Genomic DNA, 16,694 nt, shown 5'->3' with positions numbered 1-16,694 from the left:
GGTTGAGGAGGCTGGGGGCGCGTCAGGGGGTGTGGGGGGGTGTGGGTGGAGTGAAGAGGTCTGGGGCCGGGACGTGTGGGGGCTGGGGGCCCCCCCCCCCCCCCCCCCCGGCCGTGCTTGCTCAGATCCGCCCGCGTGTCACTTCTTGCGGCGGCGGCCGCCCTTGTTGGCCTTGCGGCGCTCGGCCCGGGTCAGTCCGTCGGCCTCGGAACGCGGCGCCGGAGCCGTCTCACCGTTGGTGAAGTCGCCCTCCACGACGCCGCCCTCGCCGTCCACCGTCGGGGCGGAGAAGTGCAGCCGGTCCGGCCGCTGCGGGGCCTCCAGGCCCTTCGCGCGGATCTCGGGCCGCGCCGGGGCCGCGCCGGCGGGCGCGCCCGCCGGAACCGCGTCCTGGACGTCGGCGGCCTCGGCCCGCTCCGCGCCGTCCTCGACCGGAACCTCCTCGACCTGCTGCTCGACCTGGACCTCCAGGTTGAACAGATAGCCGACCGACTCCTCCTTGATCCCGTCCATCATGGCCTGGAACATGTCGAAGCCCTCGCGCTGGTACTCGACCAGCGGGTCCTTCTGGGCCATCGCGCGCAGCCCGATGCCCTCCTGGAGGTAGTCCATCTCGTAGAGGTGCTCACGCCACTTGCGGTCCAGGACCGACAGCACGACCCGCCGCTCCAGCTCCCGCATGATCTCGGAGCCGAGCTGCTCCTCGCGGGCCGCGTACTGCTCGTGGATGTCGTCCTTGATGGAGTCGCCGATGAACTCGGCGGTGATCCCGGCACGGTCGCCCGCCTCGTCCTCCAGCTCCTCCACGGTCACCTTCACCGGATAGAGCTGCTTGAACGCGCTCCACAGCCGGTCGAGGTCCCACTCCTCGGCGAAGCCCTCGACGGTCTCCGCCTGGATGTAGGCGTCGATGGTGTCGTCCATGAAGTGGCCGACCTGCTCCTGGAGGTCCTCGCCCTCCAGGACCCGGCGGCGCTCGCCGTAGATGACCTCGCGCTGCCGGTTCAGGACCTCGTCGTACTTCAGGACGTTCTTACGGGTCTCGAAGTTCTGCTGCTCGACCTGGGACTGGGCGGAGGCGATGGCGCGGGTGACCATCTTGTTCTCGATCGGCACATCGTCCGGCACATTGGCCATCGCCATGACGCGCTCGACCATCTGCGCCTTGAACAGCCGCATCAGGTCATCGCCGAGCGAGAGGTAGAAGCGGGACTCACCGGGGTCGCCCTGACGGCCGGAACGACCGCGCAGCTGGTTGTCGATCCGGCGCGACTCATGGCGCTCGGTGCCCAGCACATACAGCCCGCCGAGCTCCTTGACCTCCTCGAACTCGGCCTTGACCGCGGCCTCGGCCTTCTCCAGGGCGGCGGGCAGCGCGGCCGCCCACTCCTCGGAGTGCTCCACCGGGTCCAGGCCCTGCTGGCGCAGATCGGCCTCGGCGAGGTCGTCGGGGTTTCCGCCGAGCTTGATGTCGGTACCGCGGCCCGCCATGTTGGTGGCGACGGTGACGGCGCCCTTGCGGCCCGCCTGGGCGACGATCGTCGCCTCCCGGTCGTGCTGCTTGGCGTTGAGCACCTCGTGCGGCACACCCCGCTTGGCGAGCTGCTGCGAGAGGTACTCGGACTTCTCCACCGAGGTGGTGCCGACCAGGACCGGCTGGCCCTTCTCGTGCTTCTCGACGATGTCGTCGACGACCGCGTCGAACTTCGCCACCTCGGTGCGGTAGATGAGGTCGGACTGGTCGATCCGGGCCACATCGCGGTGGGTCGGGATCGGCACCACGCCCAGCTTGTAGATCTGGTGGAACTCGGCGGCCTCGGTCATGGCCGTACCGGTCATTCCGGAGAGCTTGCCGTAGAGGCGGAAGAAGTTCTGCAGGGTGATCGTGGCGAGGGTCTGGTTCTCGTCCTTGATGTCCACCCCTTCCTTCGCCTCGATCGCCTGGTGCATGCCCTCGTTGTAGCGGCGGCCCGCGAGGATACGGCCGGTGTGCTCGTCAACGATCATGACTTCGCCGTCCATGACGACGTAGTCCTTGTCCTTCTTGAAGAGTTCCTTGGCCTTGATGGCGTTGTTGAGGTAGCCGACCAGCGGGGTGTTGACGGACTCGTAGAGGTTGTCGATGCCCAGCCAGTCCTCGACCTTGGTGACGCCCGACTCGTGGATGCCGACGGTGCGCTTCTTCTCGTCGACCTCGTAGTCGCCGGTCTCCTCCTGGCCCTTCTGCAGGTTGGCCGCCTCACCCTTGGTCAGCCGGGTGACCAGCTTGGCGAAGTCGCCGTACCACTTGGTGGCCTGGTCGGCCGGACCGGAGATGATCAGCGGCGTACGGGCCTCGTCCACCAGGATGGAGTCGACCTCGTCGACGATCGCGAAGTTGTGGCCGCGCTGCACCAGCTCGTCCTGCGACCACGCCATGTTGTCGCGCAGGTAGTCGAAGCCGAACTCGTTGTTGGTGCCGTAGGTGATGTCGCAGTTGTACTGCTCGCGGCGCTGCGCCGGGGTCATGTTGGCGAGGATGCAGCCGACCTCGAGGCCGAGGAACTTGTGCACCCGGCCCATCCACTCGGAGTCACGCTCGGCCAGGTAGTCATTGACCGTGATCAGGTGGACGCCCTTGTCGGACAGCGCGTTCAGATACGCCGGGAGGGTGCCGACCAGGGTCTTGCCCTCACCGGTGCGCATCTCCGCGACATAGCCGAGGTGAAGGGCGGCACCACCCATCAGCTGGACGTCGTAGTGGCGCTGGCCGAGCACCCGCTTGGCGGCCTCGCGCACCGTGGCGAACGCCTCCGGCATCAGGTCGTCCAGGCTCTCGCCGTCCGCGTACCGCTGCTTGTACTCGTCGGTGAGGGCGCGCAGCTCGGCGTCGGAGAGGGACAGGAAGTCCTCTTCGATGGAATTGACCTGGTCCGCGATGCGGTGCAGCTTGCGCAGGATCTTTCCTTCGCCTGCACGCATGAGCTTGTTGAGAACGGACACGTAGGCTGGCTCCTTGCCGGTCGGGCCTGGCGGTCGGGTGCGCTGGCGCGGCATTGTCAAGGGGCACAGGCCCCGCCGCAACGGCCATCGTAAGACAGACCCCGCCACGCCGGGAGGTCCGTCACCACGAGGACCAGGTGTCACCTCACCCCTTCAACGCCCGAGACGGGCTCCAGGTGCCCCGATTCCGGAAAACCGCTCGCGGTGAGTGACCGGAGGAACGCAGACTCGGCTGGATGGAGCCCGTCACCCTCACCACCGAGCGCCTCGTCCTGCGCCCCTTCCGGTCCTCCGACGCGGGCGCGGTCTTCGCCGCATGTCAGGACCCCGACATCCAGCGCTGGACCCCGGTGCCGTCCCCGTACGAGCGCGGGCACGCGGAGGAATTCACCGGGCGCACCGTGCCGGACAACTGGCGCGACGACGCCGCGTACGACTTCGCGGTGCTCACCAAGGGTGACGAGGTGCTGGTGGGTGCCATGGCGCTGGTCCGGCTGGAGCGGCTGTACGGACCGGAGCACCAGGCCGAGCTCGGCTACTGGACGGTGCCCGGACACCGGCGGCGCGGCTACACCGGTGAGGCCGCGCGGGCGGTGATCGAGTGGGCGTTCACCACGCTGGGGGTGGAGCGCCTGGAGTGGTGCTGCGAGGCGGGGAACGAGGGCTCGCGCGCGGTCGCGCTCGCGGCGGGCTTCCGGATGGAGGGGACGGACCGGGCGCGGATCGTCCACCGGGGGACCCGGCGGGACGCCTGGCGGGGCGCGCTGCTGCCCTCGGACTGGCGGCTGCCGTCGGCCACCCCCTATCTCCCCCACCCCCATGCTCCGGTGGACCGGTCGGACGAGCCGACGGCGGTCTGAGGGGGCTCACGCCCGGGGCCGTTGACGGCGGGCGTTGACGGGGCCGTCGACAGAGCCGTTGACGGCGGGCGCGCCGCAGGGGGCTCCGGGGGCGGTACGAACGGCGCCGGCGGGCGTTGTCAGTGGGGCCGGTTACGGTGGCGCGCATGACGAATCCCGCGCCCGGGTCCGGAGCGGACCGCAAGCCCGAGTACACCCTCTCCGCCGATGAGGCGCGCCGGATCGCGCTGCGCGCCCAGGGCCTGCTGGGCGCCCCCGACCGGCGCGGCGGGGTGCGCGGCGTCCTGCGTCATCTGGGCGCGGTGCAGCTGGACACGATCTCGGTGCTGGCCCGCTCGCACGAGCTGATCCCCTACGCACGGCTGGGCGCGGTCGGCCGTCCGGCGGTCGAGTCGGCGTACTGGACCGGCACCGGCGCCTTCGAGTACTGGTCGCATGCGGCCTGTGTGCTGCCGATCGAGGAGTGGCCGCACTTCGCGTTCCGCCGCCGCGCCTACCGCACCCGTCCGCACTGGAACCACGACCTGCCGGACGGGGCGTACGGGACGGTCATCGAGCGGCTGCGCGCGGACGGCCCGCTGACCGCGACCGAGCTGGGCGGCGCCAAGAACGGCGGCCCGTGGTGGGACTGGTCGGCCGCCAAGGTCGCGGTGGAGCGGGCGCTGATGTTCGGCGAGGTGGTGTGTGTCGAGCGGCGCGGCTGGAAGCGGGTGTACGACCTGGCCGAGCGCGCGGTGCCGGACACCCTGCTCCATGACGACCTGGACGACGCGGAGTGTCTGCGGCGGCTGGTCCGGCTGGCCGGGCAGTCCCTGGGAGTGGGGACGCGGGCGGACATCGCCGACTACCACCGGCTCAAGGGTGAGCAGGTGGACGCGGTGATCGCGGACTCCGGTCTGGTGCCGGTGGAGGTCGCGGGCTGGGACAAGGCGGCCTGGGCCGATCCGGAGGCGCTGGCGACCACCCCGCGCGGACGGCACCGCACCACGCTGCTGTCGCCCTTCGACTCGCTCATATGGGACCGGGCCCGCACCGAGCGGATCTTCGGCTTCGCCCACCGGCTGGAGGCGTATGTGCCCAAGCCCCAGCGGATCCACGGCTATTTCGCCATGCCGCTGCTGTCCGGCGGTCGGCTGCTGGGCCGGGTGGACCCGGCGCGCGAGGGCCGGACGCTGGTGGCCCGGCAGGTGTCGCTGGAGTCGGCGAAGGCGGTGGCCCCGATGGCCGAGGCGCTGCGGGAGGCGGCCGGCTGGGTCGGCTGTGACGCGGTGCGGATCGAGCGCGTCGACCGCCCGCAGCTGGCGGCGCCCCTTGCGGCGGCGGTCGGCTGACCGCCCCGCCGGGGGCGGTCCGGCTCACCGGATCTCGAGGATCTTCTCCCGCATCGCGTAGACCACGGCCTCCATCCTGGAGTGCAACTGCAACTTCTCCAGGATGTTGCGGACATGGTTCTTCACGGTGTTCTCGCTGATGAACAGCTCCTTGGCGATGTCCCGGTTGTTCATCCCGGTGGCCACCAGCTTGAGCACCTCCAACTCACGGTCGGTGAGCCGGGGCGCGGGCACCAGCCGCCGCTCATCGGTGCGCTGGATCATCGACTTGAACTCGGTCAGCAGCTTGGCCGCCATCGACGGGCTGATCTGCGACTGACCGTCGGCAACCGCCCTGATCGCGGTGGAGACCTCGTCGGTGGAGATCTCCTTCAGCAGATAGCCCGTGGCCCCGGCCTTGATCGCGTCATAGAGGTCGGCTTCCTCATCGCTGATCGTCAGCATGATGATCTTGGCGCTGGGTGCCACCTCCTTGATGGAGGTACACGCCTCGATCCCGCCCCGCTTGGGCATCCGCACGTCCATCAGGACGATGTCGGGGAGCAGATCCGCCGCCTTGTCCACGGCCTCGGCGCCGTCCCCGGCCTCGCCGACGACCTGGATGTCCTCCTCCTGGGCGAGGACGATCTCCAACCCACGCCGGAAGAGGGCGTGGTCGTCCACCACGAGGACCCGAATCGGCTCCTTGCGCGGCTCACCGCGCGACTCGTCCCGGTCCGAGGCGATGACATGATCATCGCTGTGGCCGGAGACGGGCCCGAAGCTGTCCGCCATCGTTCCTCCCCCTGAAGGCCATGGCCCTTGCGGTCTGCACACTGTGGTGCTCGGTGCGGTACGGCATCAACCAGTCCTCTCGCTGCGCCGGTTGGCCGTTCGAGGGGCCATGATTTCATGCCCGGGCGGCGGAATGGTCCCGCCGTGGTCGCACGGAGAAGCCCCGGGGGGCGCATGGGCGCTCCGGGGCATCACATCGTCCACCCCCGTATGCATCCATGACCGGATCCGTTGCGTGTGCACAGCCAGGAGTACGTACGCACTGGGCTGTTGCACTCAGATCCGGCGGTCCAGTGTGCTCGGTCGCACACCCTGGTCGGTCGTGCGGGATCGCGCGGCACCCGGCCGCGCGATCCCGCCTGCTGATGTCTACGCCCCGGACGGGTCAGCCGCCGAGGGCACCTCCCGCGCCGCCGGGCTCCTCGCCCACGAACGCCTCCGGCTGAAGATGAATCACCCCGTAGTCATAGCCGTGCCGCCGGTAGACGACGCTCGGCCGGTTGGTGTCGGAGTCGACGAACAGATAGAAATCGTGCCCGACCAGCTCCATCTCGTAGAGGGCCTGGTCGAGCGTCATCGGGGCGGCGGCGTGGGTCTTCTCCCGGACCACCAGCGGGCCTTCACCCTGCACCTCGAGGGGGCCCATCCGAGTGGTGGGGACGGTGTCCACGGCCGTGCGCTGGGCGGCGATCTCGCCATGCCCGTTGATGCGCGCCGCGTTGGGGACGGTCACGGCCACATCACTGGCCGGGATGCGACCGTTGCCACGTCGGGTGTGGCGCTTGTCGTGCTGCTTGCGCATCCGTGCCTCCAGCTTGCCGGCCGCGAGGTCCAGCGCTGCGTACGGATCGGCTGCCGCGGCCTCTGCCCGGATCACCGGACCACGGGAGCGGAGGGTGATCTCCACTCGGTCCGAGCGGTCGGCCTGCCGCGGGTTGTGCTCTTTGGACACCTCGACGTCGAGGCTGATGACCTTGCCGTCGAGCTTCTGGATCTTGTCCAGCTTCAGCTTCTCGGCCACGTGCTTCCGGAACCGCTCGGGCACATCTGTTTTCCGGCCCTTGACGACGATGTCCACGCAGAACTCCGTTCCCGGGTGACTCCGGCTCGGCCGGAGCTTCATCCCTTGTGCACTAGGCCCCGGCGTCTTCCGGAGCCACCGACTTGGCGGTTTCGACTCCTCCTTCCCACGGGGGACGACTCCACCCCACTTGATGCACGGCTCACGAGAATGCAGGCAAAACACGCCAAGCGGATTTGTGAGTCATAGCACTAGCCATTCCTCACAACCGAACATAGCTCGCCTGGACGGATGTCGGCACCCCCTACCGGCACGTACCTCCGAACAGGTGCTTTGCTGCCCTCACCACCTGCAACGATGCGACTTCGTATTCAGTTCCGGATGAGGCAATCGGGGGGCGCGGCCACCACCGCCGCCCCGACGACCAGGCCATCCGCCGCCGACACCGCCCGCGCCGCCTCGGCGAGCGAAGCACCGGTCGTCATCAGGTCGTCCACCAGCACGGCCGGGCCCGTGGACAGCAGCCGCCCACCGCCGGGAACCACCCCCAGCGCACCCGATACGTTCACCAGCCGGTCCCGCGCGCCAAGACCCGACTGATCGCGTACCCTGCGCGCCTGCCGCAGCACCGGGGGAACCCGCACCGGACACCCCGCGCCGCGCAGCACACCTGCCGCCGCGAGCGCGATCCGCCGCGCCGGATCATGGCCCCGGGCTCCCACCGCCCGCCGCGCCGAGGGCACCGGTACCAGCAGCAGCGGCCCCTCGGGCCCCCACGCCGGTCTGAGCCGCCCCGGCCCGCTCCGCACCGGTCTACCGGGGCTGCCGGGCCCTGGTCCGGTCACCGGCCCGCCCGGACGGTCCGGACGAGGTCTGCCCGGCCGGGAGCACACCGTCCGCACCGCGCCCGCCAGCGCCTCGCCCAGCGGCCCCGCCAGCCGCAGCACACCACGCTCCTTGTGCGCCAGCAGCACCGCCCGGACCTCATCCGCGTACTCGGCCGCCGCATGGACCACCGGCAGCCCCGGCGGCACCGGACTCGGCTCCACCCGTCGCGGCCCGCATCCCCGCAGTACATCCCCGCATCGGTCACACAAGGTGCCACCAGGCCGACCGCAACCCGCGCAGTCCGCCGGCAGCACCAGGTCGGTCATCTCCTGCCACCAGCCCCGCATGGCTCCACTGTCCCGGCGGCCGGGCCGGTGCGCCACCCCCTGTGGATATCCGCGCACATGTGGACAACCGGCGTCCCCTGCGCGCAGGTCCCGGCGATCCGCGGCCCAGTGGCCCCCGTGGCGCGGGCCTGGCCACGGGAGATGACGGCCCCCGCGCGGCCCACGAGGGGCCCAGCCGCCCGCTAGCCCGGGTAGACCGGGGCCGTACCCTCCTCGTCCACGGTCTTCCAGTCGGTGTCCGGCAGCAGCCGCACGATGCCGTTCTCCCTGGTCTGCGCGAGGAGCGGCCGGGTCTGGTCCTCGGAGGCGGTGATCGCCTCCACCCCGTTCGGCCCCGGCACCTCCGGCACGTCCGCCGGAGAACCGTCCGTCTCCACGTACTGGAGCTGCTGCACACCGGCCGACTCCCGGCCCGCGACCACCAGGCGGCTGTCCCCCGCCCAGGAGACCGTGTCCACGTTCTCCAGCTTGGGCGCCACCGTGTGCACCCCCTGGACCGACAGCTTCGGCTCCTCCGCGGTGCCCTTCCGCTCGATCCGGCCCAGCCGCAGCGTGGTGTGGCCCGCGTGTTTGACCAGCATGGCGATCCGGGTGCCGTCGGCGGACACCCGCAGCGCGGTGATCCGGCCACCGCCCAGCTTCGGCAGCCGGACCTCGTCCGCCTGACCGGTGCCACCGCGCAGCCGCAGCAGCCTCGGCCGCTCCGGATCGCGGTCGGCCACCCACAGACCGCCCAGACCGTCCCAGCTCGGCGTGGTCAGCCCGTGCTCGGCGCTGCCGCCCTGGCTGTGCAGCAGGGCCCGGCCGCGCTCGGCACCGGGCGTCAGCCCGGTCACGTACAGCGACCGGCCGTCCGACGTGACGCCCGCGGCGTCCCGCTCATCGCGCGAGACCGCCACCGCACCCAGCCCCGCGCCGTCGGCGCCGAACGGACCCGGCACCGGCCGCGGCCGGTCCTCGTCGTCGGACAGCCGCACCATCCGGTGCTCGGAGTCCACGAAGTACTGATGGCGGGGCTGGCCGTTGACGAAGTCCGGCGCATACGCGCGCGCCGCGTCGCTCGACAGCGAGCAGAGCTCCGACCCGTTCTGCCGGTCCAGCTTCACCGAGCTGACCTCGGACGATCCCTCGCCCAGGTTCTGCACCGTGAACAGCGTCTGCGCCGCCATCCGCACACAGCGGCTCCGGCTGATGTTCGCCGCCCGGTCGTTGAGCCGGACCCGCAGCGAGTTCGAATCGTCCAGCGACAGCTTCTCGCCACGCCGGCCAAGAGCCGTACCGGTCGGGAACGAGGTGCTGACCACCCCGTCCAGCCAGCCCGTCGGACCGTCCAGCAGCGCACTCACCGTCGAGGTCAGCGGATCGATACGGCGCCGCAGATAGACCGGATCGGCCACCAGGACGTTGTCCCCCACCCGGGAGTCCTCGGCGTCCGGGCCCAGCTTGGCGAAGTAGTACTTGTTGACCGAGCGGTAGATGCGCTCGAAGTCGGACTCGCCGAGCACCAGCCCCGGCGGCGGTCCGTCGATCCGCCACTCCGAACCGCTCAGCGTGAGGTGGATGCGCTCCTCGTACCGCGCCTCATCGGGCTGGTAGGCGTGCGCGGCGTCCACACTGGCGATCCGCTTGCCGGACAGCACCACCGTCTTCCCGCCGCCGTCCCGGTCGCCCGGATCGGTCTCCACCCGCACCTCCGGCGCCTGGGCCAGCACCGTGGTGCGCGCGAACGGGTCCCAGCTCTCCGCCGCGCCCTTGGTGAGGTACTCCTTCGCCGTGGCGAAGTTCGCCTCATCACTCGTGGTGGCCTCCAGGAAGCCCGAGACCAGCTCGGCGGGCTGCTCCCCCTTGCCCGGGCTCACCCCGTACACCCGCACCTGCGAATCGACGTCGGAGCGCGGCGAGGAATCGACCCGCCGCACATCCCCGCTGTCCGGCATGGAGGCGCAGCCGGTCAGCAGCAGCACTCCACAGGAGGCCAGGGCAGCCGTGCTCACGCCCCAGCGTCGACGGAAGAGATGGTGATCGGCACGGTCATCGCCCACGAGGGCGGCCCTCCCCTTCGTTCTGTGGCGCCGGCCGGACGGCCGACGAGCCCTGCGACGCCTCCTGCGCACCGCGCACCACCCGGGCGCCGCTCCCCGGCAGCGCGGTCGGATCGGCGGACGGCGCAGGGGCCTCGGCAGGCGGCAGCAGCTCACCGGCGGGCAGCCCGGAACGGGGCTGGGCAGGCACCGAGGCCAGCCGCTCCGCCGCGGGCCGCGCCGGAGCCGCATCGTCCGGACGGCGGTTGCGCCGCGAGTCCTCGGGCTCCAGCGGGATCGGGGAACCACGCAGGGTGTCGCTGGTGGTACGCGGCAGCGTCAGCCGGAACTGCGAACCGCCGCCCGGCTCGCCCCACGCCTGGAGCCAGCCGCCGTGCAGCCGGGCGTCCTCCACCGCGATCGACAGCCCCAGACCGGTGCCGCCAGTAGTACGGGCACGGGCCGGGTCGGCCCGCCAGAAGCGGTTGAACACCCGGGTCGCCTCGCCGGGCTTGAGCCCGACGCCGTAGTCCCGCACGGCGACCGCGACCGCGCCGCCCGCCGTCGCCAGCCGTACCACCACATCGCGGCCCTCACCGTGCTCCACGGCGTTGACCACCAGGTTCCGCAGCACCCGCTCCACGCGGCGGGCGTCCGCCTCGGCGATGACCGGGGCCTCCGCGCCGCGCACCACGATCCGGGTGCCCTTGGCCTCGGCCAGCGGCTCGGCCCCGTCGACCACCCGGTTCACCACATCGCGCAGATCGATGGGCTCGGCCTCCAGGGCCGCCGCACCCGCGTCGAAACGGCTGATCTCCAGCAGATCGGCGAGCAGCGATTCGAACCGGTCCAGCTGGCCCCACAGCAGCTCCGCCGAACGCGCGGTCACCGGATCGAAGTCCTCACGCGCCTCGTGGATCACATCGGCGGCCATCCGCACCGTGGTCAGCGGGGTGCGCAGCTCATGGGAGACATCCGAGACGAAGCGGCGCTGCATCCGGGACAGCTCCTCCAGCTGCTGGATCTTGAGCTGGAGGTTCTGCGCCATCTTGTTGAACGACTCACCGAGCCGGGCGATGTCGTCCTCGCCGGTGACCTTCATCCGTTCCTGGAGCAGCCCGGCCGCCAGCCGCTCGGAGATCCCGGCGGCCATCCGCACCGGTGTGACCACCTGCCGGACCACCACCCAGGCGATGGCGCCGAGCAGCACCACCACGAACACCCCGGCCGTGGCCAGCGTGCCCTTCACCAGGCTGAGCGACTTCTCCTCCTGGGTGAACGGGAAGAGGTAGTACAGCTGGTACGCGTCACCACGGTTGTCGTCCAGCCGCTTGCCGATGATCAGCGAGGGCTCGGCCCCGCCGGACGCGGCGTGCACGATCCTGCCGTACCGCTCGAACGGTGCCGTCCCCTCGTCCACCTGCTTGCGCAGATCGGCGGGAACGCTGTCGGGCCGGACATCACCGGAGGCGCGCGGACCACGGCTGGAGACATAGGTCGTCTCACCCGAGTCCGAACTGAGCGCCATCACGGAGTACGCCCCCTTGCCACCACTGGCAAGCTGCTCCACCAGCGCGTTCAGCCAGGCGCCGGAATCCTGCGCACCACGGCCGGAGGCACTCGCGCCGTCCTGGCCCCGGCTGTCACTTGAGCGGTCGGCCATCTGCTCGGCCACCTCGAACCCACCGGCGGCCTGGCCCTGCGCGGCATGCCGCTTGGCATCCAGCAGACCGTTGCGCACCTGGCCGATGACCACCAGGCCCAGCAGGATCACCACGCCCAGCGACATCAGCAGGGTGGTGGCGACCACGCGCAGCTGGATGTTCCGCCGCCACAGCCGGGCGGCGGGAAGCAGCGGACGGTGCACCCACCGTCCGAACAACCGGATCAACGGATGGGCCGGCCCTCCGGACGCCCCGTCGGGCAGCAGATGCCCGCCGCTCCACAACCTTCGGAGCAGCGGTATCTCACCCGCCGGGTCAGGACGCCCCGTACGGGCGCCCTCCGGAACCCCGCCCCCCGGTCCACCGGACTGCGGAGCCGTACCACCACGTGACATCTCAGCTGGGCCCGGCCTTGTATCCGACACCGCGCACGGTCACGACGATCTCCGGCCGCTCCGGGTCCTTCTCGACCTTGGAGCGCAGCCGCTGCACATGCACATTCACCAGGCGGGTATCGGCGGCATGCCGATAGCCCCACACCTGCTCCAGCAGTACCTCACGGGTGAACACCTGCCACGGCTTACGGGCCAGGGCCACCAGAAGATCGAACTCAAGCGGTGTCAGCGCTATCGACTGGCCGTCGCGCTTCACCGAGTGCCCGGCCACATCGATCACCAGATCGCCGATGGCCAGCTGCTCGGGCGCGGGCTCCTCGGAGCGCCGCAGCCGCGCCCGGATCCGGGCCACCAGCTCCTTCGGCTTGAACGGCTTGACGATGTAGTCATCGGCGCCGGACTCCAGCCCGACCACCACATCGACGGTGTCGCTCTTGGCCGTGAGCATGACGATCGGCACCCCGGACTCGGCCCGGATCAGCCGACACACCTCGATGCCGTCCCTGCCGGGCAGCATCAGATCAAGCAGCACCAGATCAGGCTTGGCCTCGCGGAAGGCGGCTAGGGCCTTGTCGCCGTCCGACACGAACGACGGTTCAAAGCCTTCGCCACGCAGCACGATGCCGAGCATCTCTGCCAGTGCGGTGTCGTCGTCGACGACAAGGACGCGTCCCTTCATATCGACATCATCCCATTTTCGCATCTGGTCAATAGAGCAGGATGTCCTGGATCACTGCCCAGGGAGTGCTGTCGGCTGGTGTCGGTCACTGTCGGTGGGGTCCTGTCGCTGTTGATGTCAGTCGTGGATGTCAGCGCGGTCCCGCCGGTGGAGCGGGCAGCTCACACCATTGTTGCCGCACTGCGTCGGAAACAGTCGGGCGAACCCGATACGTATGACCGCAGCGACCCGGGCAGTCTGTCCGGGTCGCTGCCCTGTTGTAGCGCTCATCCTGGCCCCACACCAGGGAACGGACGAGGAGACCTGTCCGCCTTGTGGGTGGATCGGTAACGTGATGAAAGCCACAGTCGCCCGAGGAGGCAGCACGCAATGCGTGGTCTTGGGGATCACCTGAGCATCGGGGAACGAATCGCCTTCTACCGCAACCGGCGGGGCTACACCCAAGAGGTCTTGGCCGGGCTCGTGGGCCACAGCACCGACTGGCTGGCCAAGGTCGAACGGGGCCGCCGCAAGCCGCCCCGCATCGACAAGCTCGCCGAACTCGCCCGCGTCCTCCGAGTGCCGCTCGGAGACCTCATCGGGCAGCCGTCCCTATTGGAGGACGAGAAGCAGCAAGACGACGTCCCGGCCGTGCGCGACGCGCTCATGAGCCCGCGCCGACTTTCCCGGCTGCTGTTCGGCCCGGAAGCCGATGCGCAGCTACCGGTACCGGGGCCGGTGGCACCCATCGTTGAGCAGCGCTGGAGCGACTACCAGACCGGCAGCCTGGGCAAGGTGGTGGCCGCACTCCCCGGCCTCCTCCAGACCGCCCAGGAACTGGAGGACCGGGCCGCGCGCTCACCGGAGGAGCGGCGAGACTGCTGGGCCGTCTCAGCCCGCACTCACCACCTGGCCGCAACGACGCTGGCGAAGATCGGCGAATCCGATATCTCGTGGCTCGCCGCCGAGCGGGCCATGCGGGCCGCGGATGAATCGGGGGATCCCCTCGTGCTGGCCTCGGCTGCCCGCTCAGGCACGCACGCCCTCTTGGCCAACGGCCGATACGACGACGCCATGGAGCTGGGCGAGACCACGGCGGTCTGGCTGTCGTCCCGTATAGAAGAGGACGACCCGGCCGCGCTGAGTCTGCTGGGCATGATCCACCTGCGGGCAGCCATCGCTGCGGCGCGCCACCAGGACCGAGCGACCGCCACGAACCTGCTCGGCCGGGCCGAGACCCTGGCGGACCGGCTTGGCTCGGATGAGAACCACTGGCAGACCAGCTTTGGACCGACGAACGTCCTGCTGCACAAGCTGTCGGCCGAGCTGGACCTTGAGAACGTCTCGTACGTCGTGGAGCACGGAGACATCGACGTGGACCACATGCCGCCGGAACGGGGTGTGTCCCATCGCATCGACTTCGCCCGCGCGCTCACGCTGGCGGGTAAGGGGGACGATGCCTTCACCGAGCTGCGGACGGCCGAAGGCACATCGCCGCAGCTCGTGCGCAACAATCCTCGTGTGCGGGAGACGCTGCGAGACCTGATCAAACAGGCCCCGGTCACCGGGGGCGCTCGCTCGTCCGAGCTGTTCGCGATGGCCCAGCGATGCAAGGCGGTGCAGTGAGTACGAAGACGCGCGGAGTCCTCGGGGTCGTGGCCACGGGTGCCGGCGGGGTGGAGTCGCTGCGTACGGGGCTGGTCGAACCTGCGCTTGCGCGCGGCTGGCAGGTAGCCGTGACGTTGACTCCGACCGCAGGTGAGTGGCTGCGTGCCATCGGCGAAGTCGAGCGGCTGGAGAAGGTGACCGGGCTCCCCGTGCGGGACGCGCCGCGGTTGCCGGGTGAGGCACGGCCGCACCCCCAGGTGGACTGTTACGTGGTGGCCCCGGCGAGCGCGAACACCGTCGCCAAGCTGGCGACCGGCGTCGCTGACAACCAGGCACTGACACAGGTCTGCGAAGCGATCGGCACCATCGGCCTACCGGTCGTGGTCTTCCCCCGCGTCAACGCGGCGCACGCGCGGCATCCCGCGTGGTCGGGGCACCTCGCCACGCTCCGGGCGGGGGACGTACGGCTTGTATACGGGCCAGATATCTGGCCGCTGTACGAGCCGCGTGAGGCACCATCTGGCCGCGATCTGCCGTGGGCGGCCGTGCTCGACGCAGCCAACGAAGTGGCTACCTGAGAAGTCGTCAACACCTGTGACCTGCACAGACATGAGGACCCGGACATTCTGTCCGGGTCCTCTGCCGTTTGCGCTTGCATGCTCATTGGCATGTCAGGGAGCAACGAGCACCGCACCACTGAACTGGGCATGACTGCCGCCGAATTCGCCTTGATCAAAGCGAGTCTGCGTACCGCGCGAGCGACAGCAGAGACCCTGCTGAGCCGCGCCGACACGCTCATTGAGCGGGCGGAGTCCCGTTGCCCTCGACAAGCCGCTCCAGGCGATCGAGTCGGTCACCGAGCTGTCGGAGGGTCTCGTGAATCGTGCTGAGTTCCGACGCCAGCGCGGTGAACGCTGGGCTACTGCCAGATTCCGTGCCGAGGGGCACGGCGGGGTCGCGGACGAACGTCCCGCGCCCCTGTTGAGTGATGACCAGCCCTTCGGACCGGAGCTGTCCGTAGGCGCTCTGCACGGTCATGAGCTGGACGCCGAGCTTCTTCGCGAGCCCACGGGCCGCAGGCAACCGGTCGCCCGGCGCGTAGACCTCGTTCGCGATGTCCTCACGGAACTTCGCGGCAATCTCCTTGGCCGTCGGCTTCGGCGCGTCAGGGCTTAGCTCCATGTCACGAGCGTAGCTGTCCTAGGTCAATCCCTGGTCCGGCGAAGCGCCTTGACATTCAGATTGACCTAGGTCAATCTGAAATTGCGACGCCACCCGGCCTCCCAAGGGCCGACAGCTCGTGCTTGACCTGCACAAACGCGCCCGGAGGGCCCCGTGAAACGGGCCCGAAGGCAGCGCTCGTTGCTTGAGAACTCCACAGAGTGCCGACCCAGCCGCATGAACACGTGTGGTCGATGGGTGCAGTGTCACCACCCCGACCGCCCATGTCGGGCCGGGTGACCTGCCCGGCTCCGCCCCTCACGGCGGTGCCGGCACTTGCGTGATCTGAGACCGCAGAACCTTTGCCCGGAGCGCACGAACCCCGGGCTGAGCACCAGTGCTCACAGTCCCCGACAGCCGCGCACCTTGCGACGGGTGCCGGGTGGCTGTGGCCACTCGTGAGAGAGGTCAAACAGATGCGGCCCCCGGGAGGCACCCCGAGGACCGCGTACAGGCACCTGAATCGGAGGAACCTGTGATCACCAGCATGACACGCGGCATCCTCGCCGCGAACCCCGGCGACAGCGACCCGGACATGGACGAGGCCCTGCGGCGCGTCCGGGCGGGAGGCTCCCGATGAACCAGCCTGCCCGAATCCCCGGCGCCACCACCCAGCTCACCGAGGCGGAGTGGGAGGACCTGGCTCGCAAGAACGCCGAGCAGAACCAGCGCAGCGAGTCCAGCGCCAAGATCAAGCGCGGCTGAGAGGGGAAGCGCCATGCACCGCAGCAGCGAACAGTCCCCCACGGTCGCACAGATGCAGGCGGATGCCCGCCGGGACTACCAGCAGCACAACAGCCCCGAGACGCAGGCAGCGGCCCGTGAGCAGTCCGGCCAGGCCCGCACCGACGGCAACGCCGCGGGCGGCTCCTGGGGACGTAGCCACTAACCGACCGCGCACCCCGCCGACAGGGCAGCCGCACCCGTGAACCAGGGATGCGGCCGCCCTGTCGGCTCTCTGATCGATTCATCCTCAAGGGAGAG

14 protein-coding genes are annotated in these 16,694 nt (G+C 70.1%); 6 read left to right on the top strand and 8 right to left on the bottom strand.

Features of this window, described 5'->3' with window-relative positions; genetic code table 11:
- Positions 1-138: 138 nt before the first annotated feature.
- Positions 139-2,982 (bottom strand): preprotein translocase subunit SecA, encoded by a 2,844-nt coding sequence (gene secA / locus AC07FT_RS17950; RefSeq protein WP_479177031.1) that lies wholly within the window; start codon positions 2,980-2,982, stop codon positions 139-141.
- A gap of 236 nt (positions 2,983-3,218) precedes the next feature.
- Here secA and AC07FT_RS17945 point away from each other — a divergent pair, with 236 nt between their 5' ends.
- Complete coding sequence (locus tag AC07FT_RS17945; RefSeq protein ID WP_479177030.1) at positions 3,219-3,842, top strand: GNAT family N-acetyltransferase; 624 nt, start codon at positions 3,219-3,221, stop codon at positions 3,840-3,842.
- Between the two features lie 146 nt (positions 3,843-3,988).
- Positions 3,989-5,173: a winged helix-turn-helix domain-containing protein gene (locus tag AC07FT_RS17940; protein ID WP_479177029.1), complete on the top strand. Its 1,185-nt coding sequence runs from the start codon at positions 3,989-3,991 to the stop codon at positions 5,171-5,173.
- Positions 5,174-5,197: 24 nt separating this feature from the next.
- Here AC07FT_RS17940 and AC07FT_RS17935 read toward each other — a convergent pair whose 3' ends face one another.
- From AC07FT_RS17935 to mtrA, 6 genes are all read right to left on the bottom strand, one after another.
- A complete protein-coding gene (locus AC07FT_RS17935) occupies positions 5,198-5,947 on the bottom strand; it encodes a response regulator (RefSeq protein ID WP_254748174.1) in 750 nt (249 codons plus the stop codon).
- 385 nt (positions 5,948-6,332) lie between these two features.
- Positions 6,333-7,025: a ribosome hibernation-promoting factor, HPF/YfiA family gene (hpf, locus tag AC07FT_RS17930; protein WP_254748172.1), complete on the bottom strand. Its 693-nt coding sequence runs from the start codon at positions 7,023-7,025 to the stop codon at positions 6,333-6,335.
- 314 nt (positions 7,026-7,339) lie between these two features.
- Positions 7,340-8,143 carry a ComF family protein gene (locus AC07FT_RS17925; protein WP_479177028.1) on the bottom strand — a complete coding sequence of 268 codons (804 nt, stop codon included), beginning with the start codon at positions 8,141-8,143 and terminating at the stop codon, positions 7,340-7,342.
- A gap of 182 nt (positions 8,144-8,325) precedes the next feature.
- Positions 8,326-10,185: an LpqB family beta-propeller domain-containing protein gene (locus tag AC07FT_RS17920; protein WP_479177027.1), complete on the bottom strand. Its 1,860-nt coding sequence runs from the start codon at positions 10,183-10,185 to the stop codon at positions 8,326-8,328.
- A complete protein-coding gene (gene mtrB, locus AC07FT_RS17915) occupies positions 10,175-12,223 on the bottom strand; it encodes an MtrAB system histidine kinase MtrB (RefSeq protein WP_479177026.1) in 2,049 nt (682 codons plus the stop codon). The genes AC07FT_RS17920 and mtrB overlap by 11 nt, the downstream gene beginning before the upstream one ends.
- Before the next feature lies 1 nt (position 12,224).
- Positions 12,225-12,902: a two-component system response regulator MtrA gene (mtrA, locus tag AC07FT_RS17910; RefSeq protein ID WP_030250475.1), complete on the bottom strand. Its 678-nt coding sequence runs from the start codon at positions 12,900-12,902 to the stop codon at positions 12,225-12,227.
- Positions 12,903-13,271: 369 nt separating this feature from the next.
- Here mtrA and AC07FT_RS17905 point away from each other — a divergent pair, with 369 nt between their 5' ends.
- Positions 13,272-14,507, top strand: coding sequence for a helix-turn-helix domain-containing protein (locus AC07FT_RS17905; RefSeq protein WP_479177025.1), 1,236 nt, complete (start codon positions 13,272-13,274; stop codon positions 14,505-14,507).
- On the top strand, positions 14,504-15,067 hold the full coding sequence (locus AC07FT_RS17900; RefSeq protein ID WP_479177024.1) for a flavoprotein: 564 nt from the start codon (positions 14,504-14,506) through the stop codon (positions 15,065-15,067). Before AC07FT_RS17905 ends, AC07FT_RS17900 begins: the two co-directional genes overlap by 4 nt.
- 217 nt (positions 15,068-15,284) lie before the next feature.
- Here AC07FT_RS17900 and AC07FT_RS17895 read toward each other — a convergent pair whose 3' ends face one another.
- Positions 15,285-15,671 carry a GntR family transcriptional regulator gene (locus AC07FT_RS17895; protein ID WP_479177023.1) on the bottom strand — a complete coding sequence of 129 codons (387 nt, stop codon included), beginning with the start codon at positions 15,669-15,671 and terminating at the stop codon, positions 15,285-15,287.
- 615 nt (positions 15,672-16,286) lie between these two features.
- Between AC07FT_RS17895 and AC07FT_RS17890 the strand changes: the two genes are divergently transcribed.
- Complete coding sequence (locus AC07FT_RS17890; protein ID WP_479177022.1) at positions 16,287-16,415, top strand: hypothetical protein; 129 nt, start codon at positions 16,287-16,289, stop codon at positions 16,413-16,415.
- 13 nt (positions 16,416-16,428) lie between these two features.
- Positions 16,429-16,599, top strand: a complete 171-nt coding sequence (locus tag AC07FT_RS17885) for a hypothetical protein (RefSeq protein WP_479177021.1) — start codon at positions 16,429-16,431, stop codon at positions 16,597-16,599.
- The last annotated feature ends 95 nt before the right edge of the window (positions 16,600-16,694 follow it).

The sequence above is a fragment of the Streptomyces sp. NPDC045899 genome (assembly GCF_056431485.1).
Note: the sequence above shows the minus strand (reverse complement) of the source record. Positions and strands in the feature narration are given on the sequence as shown.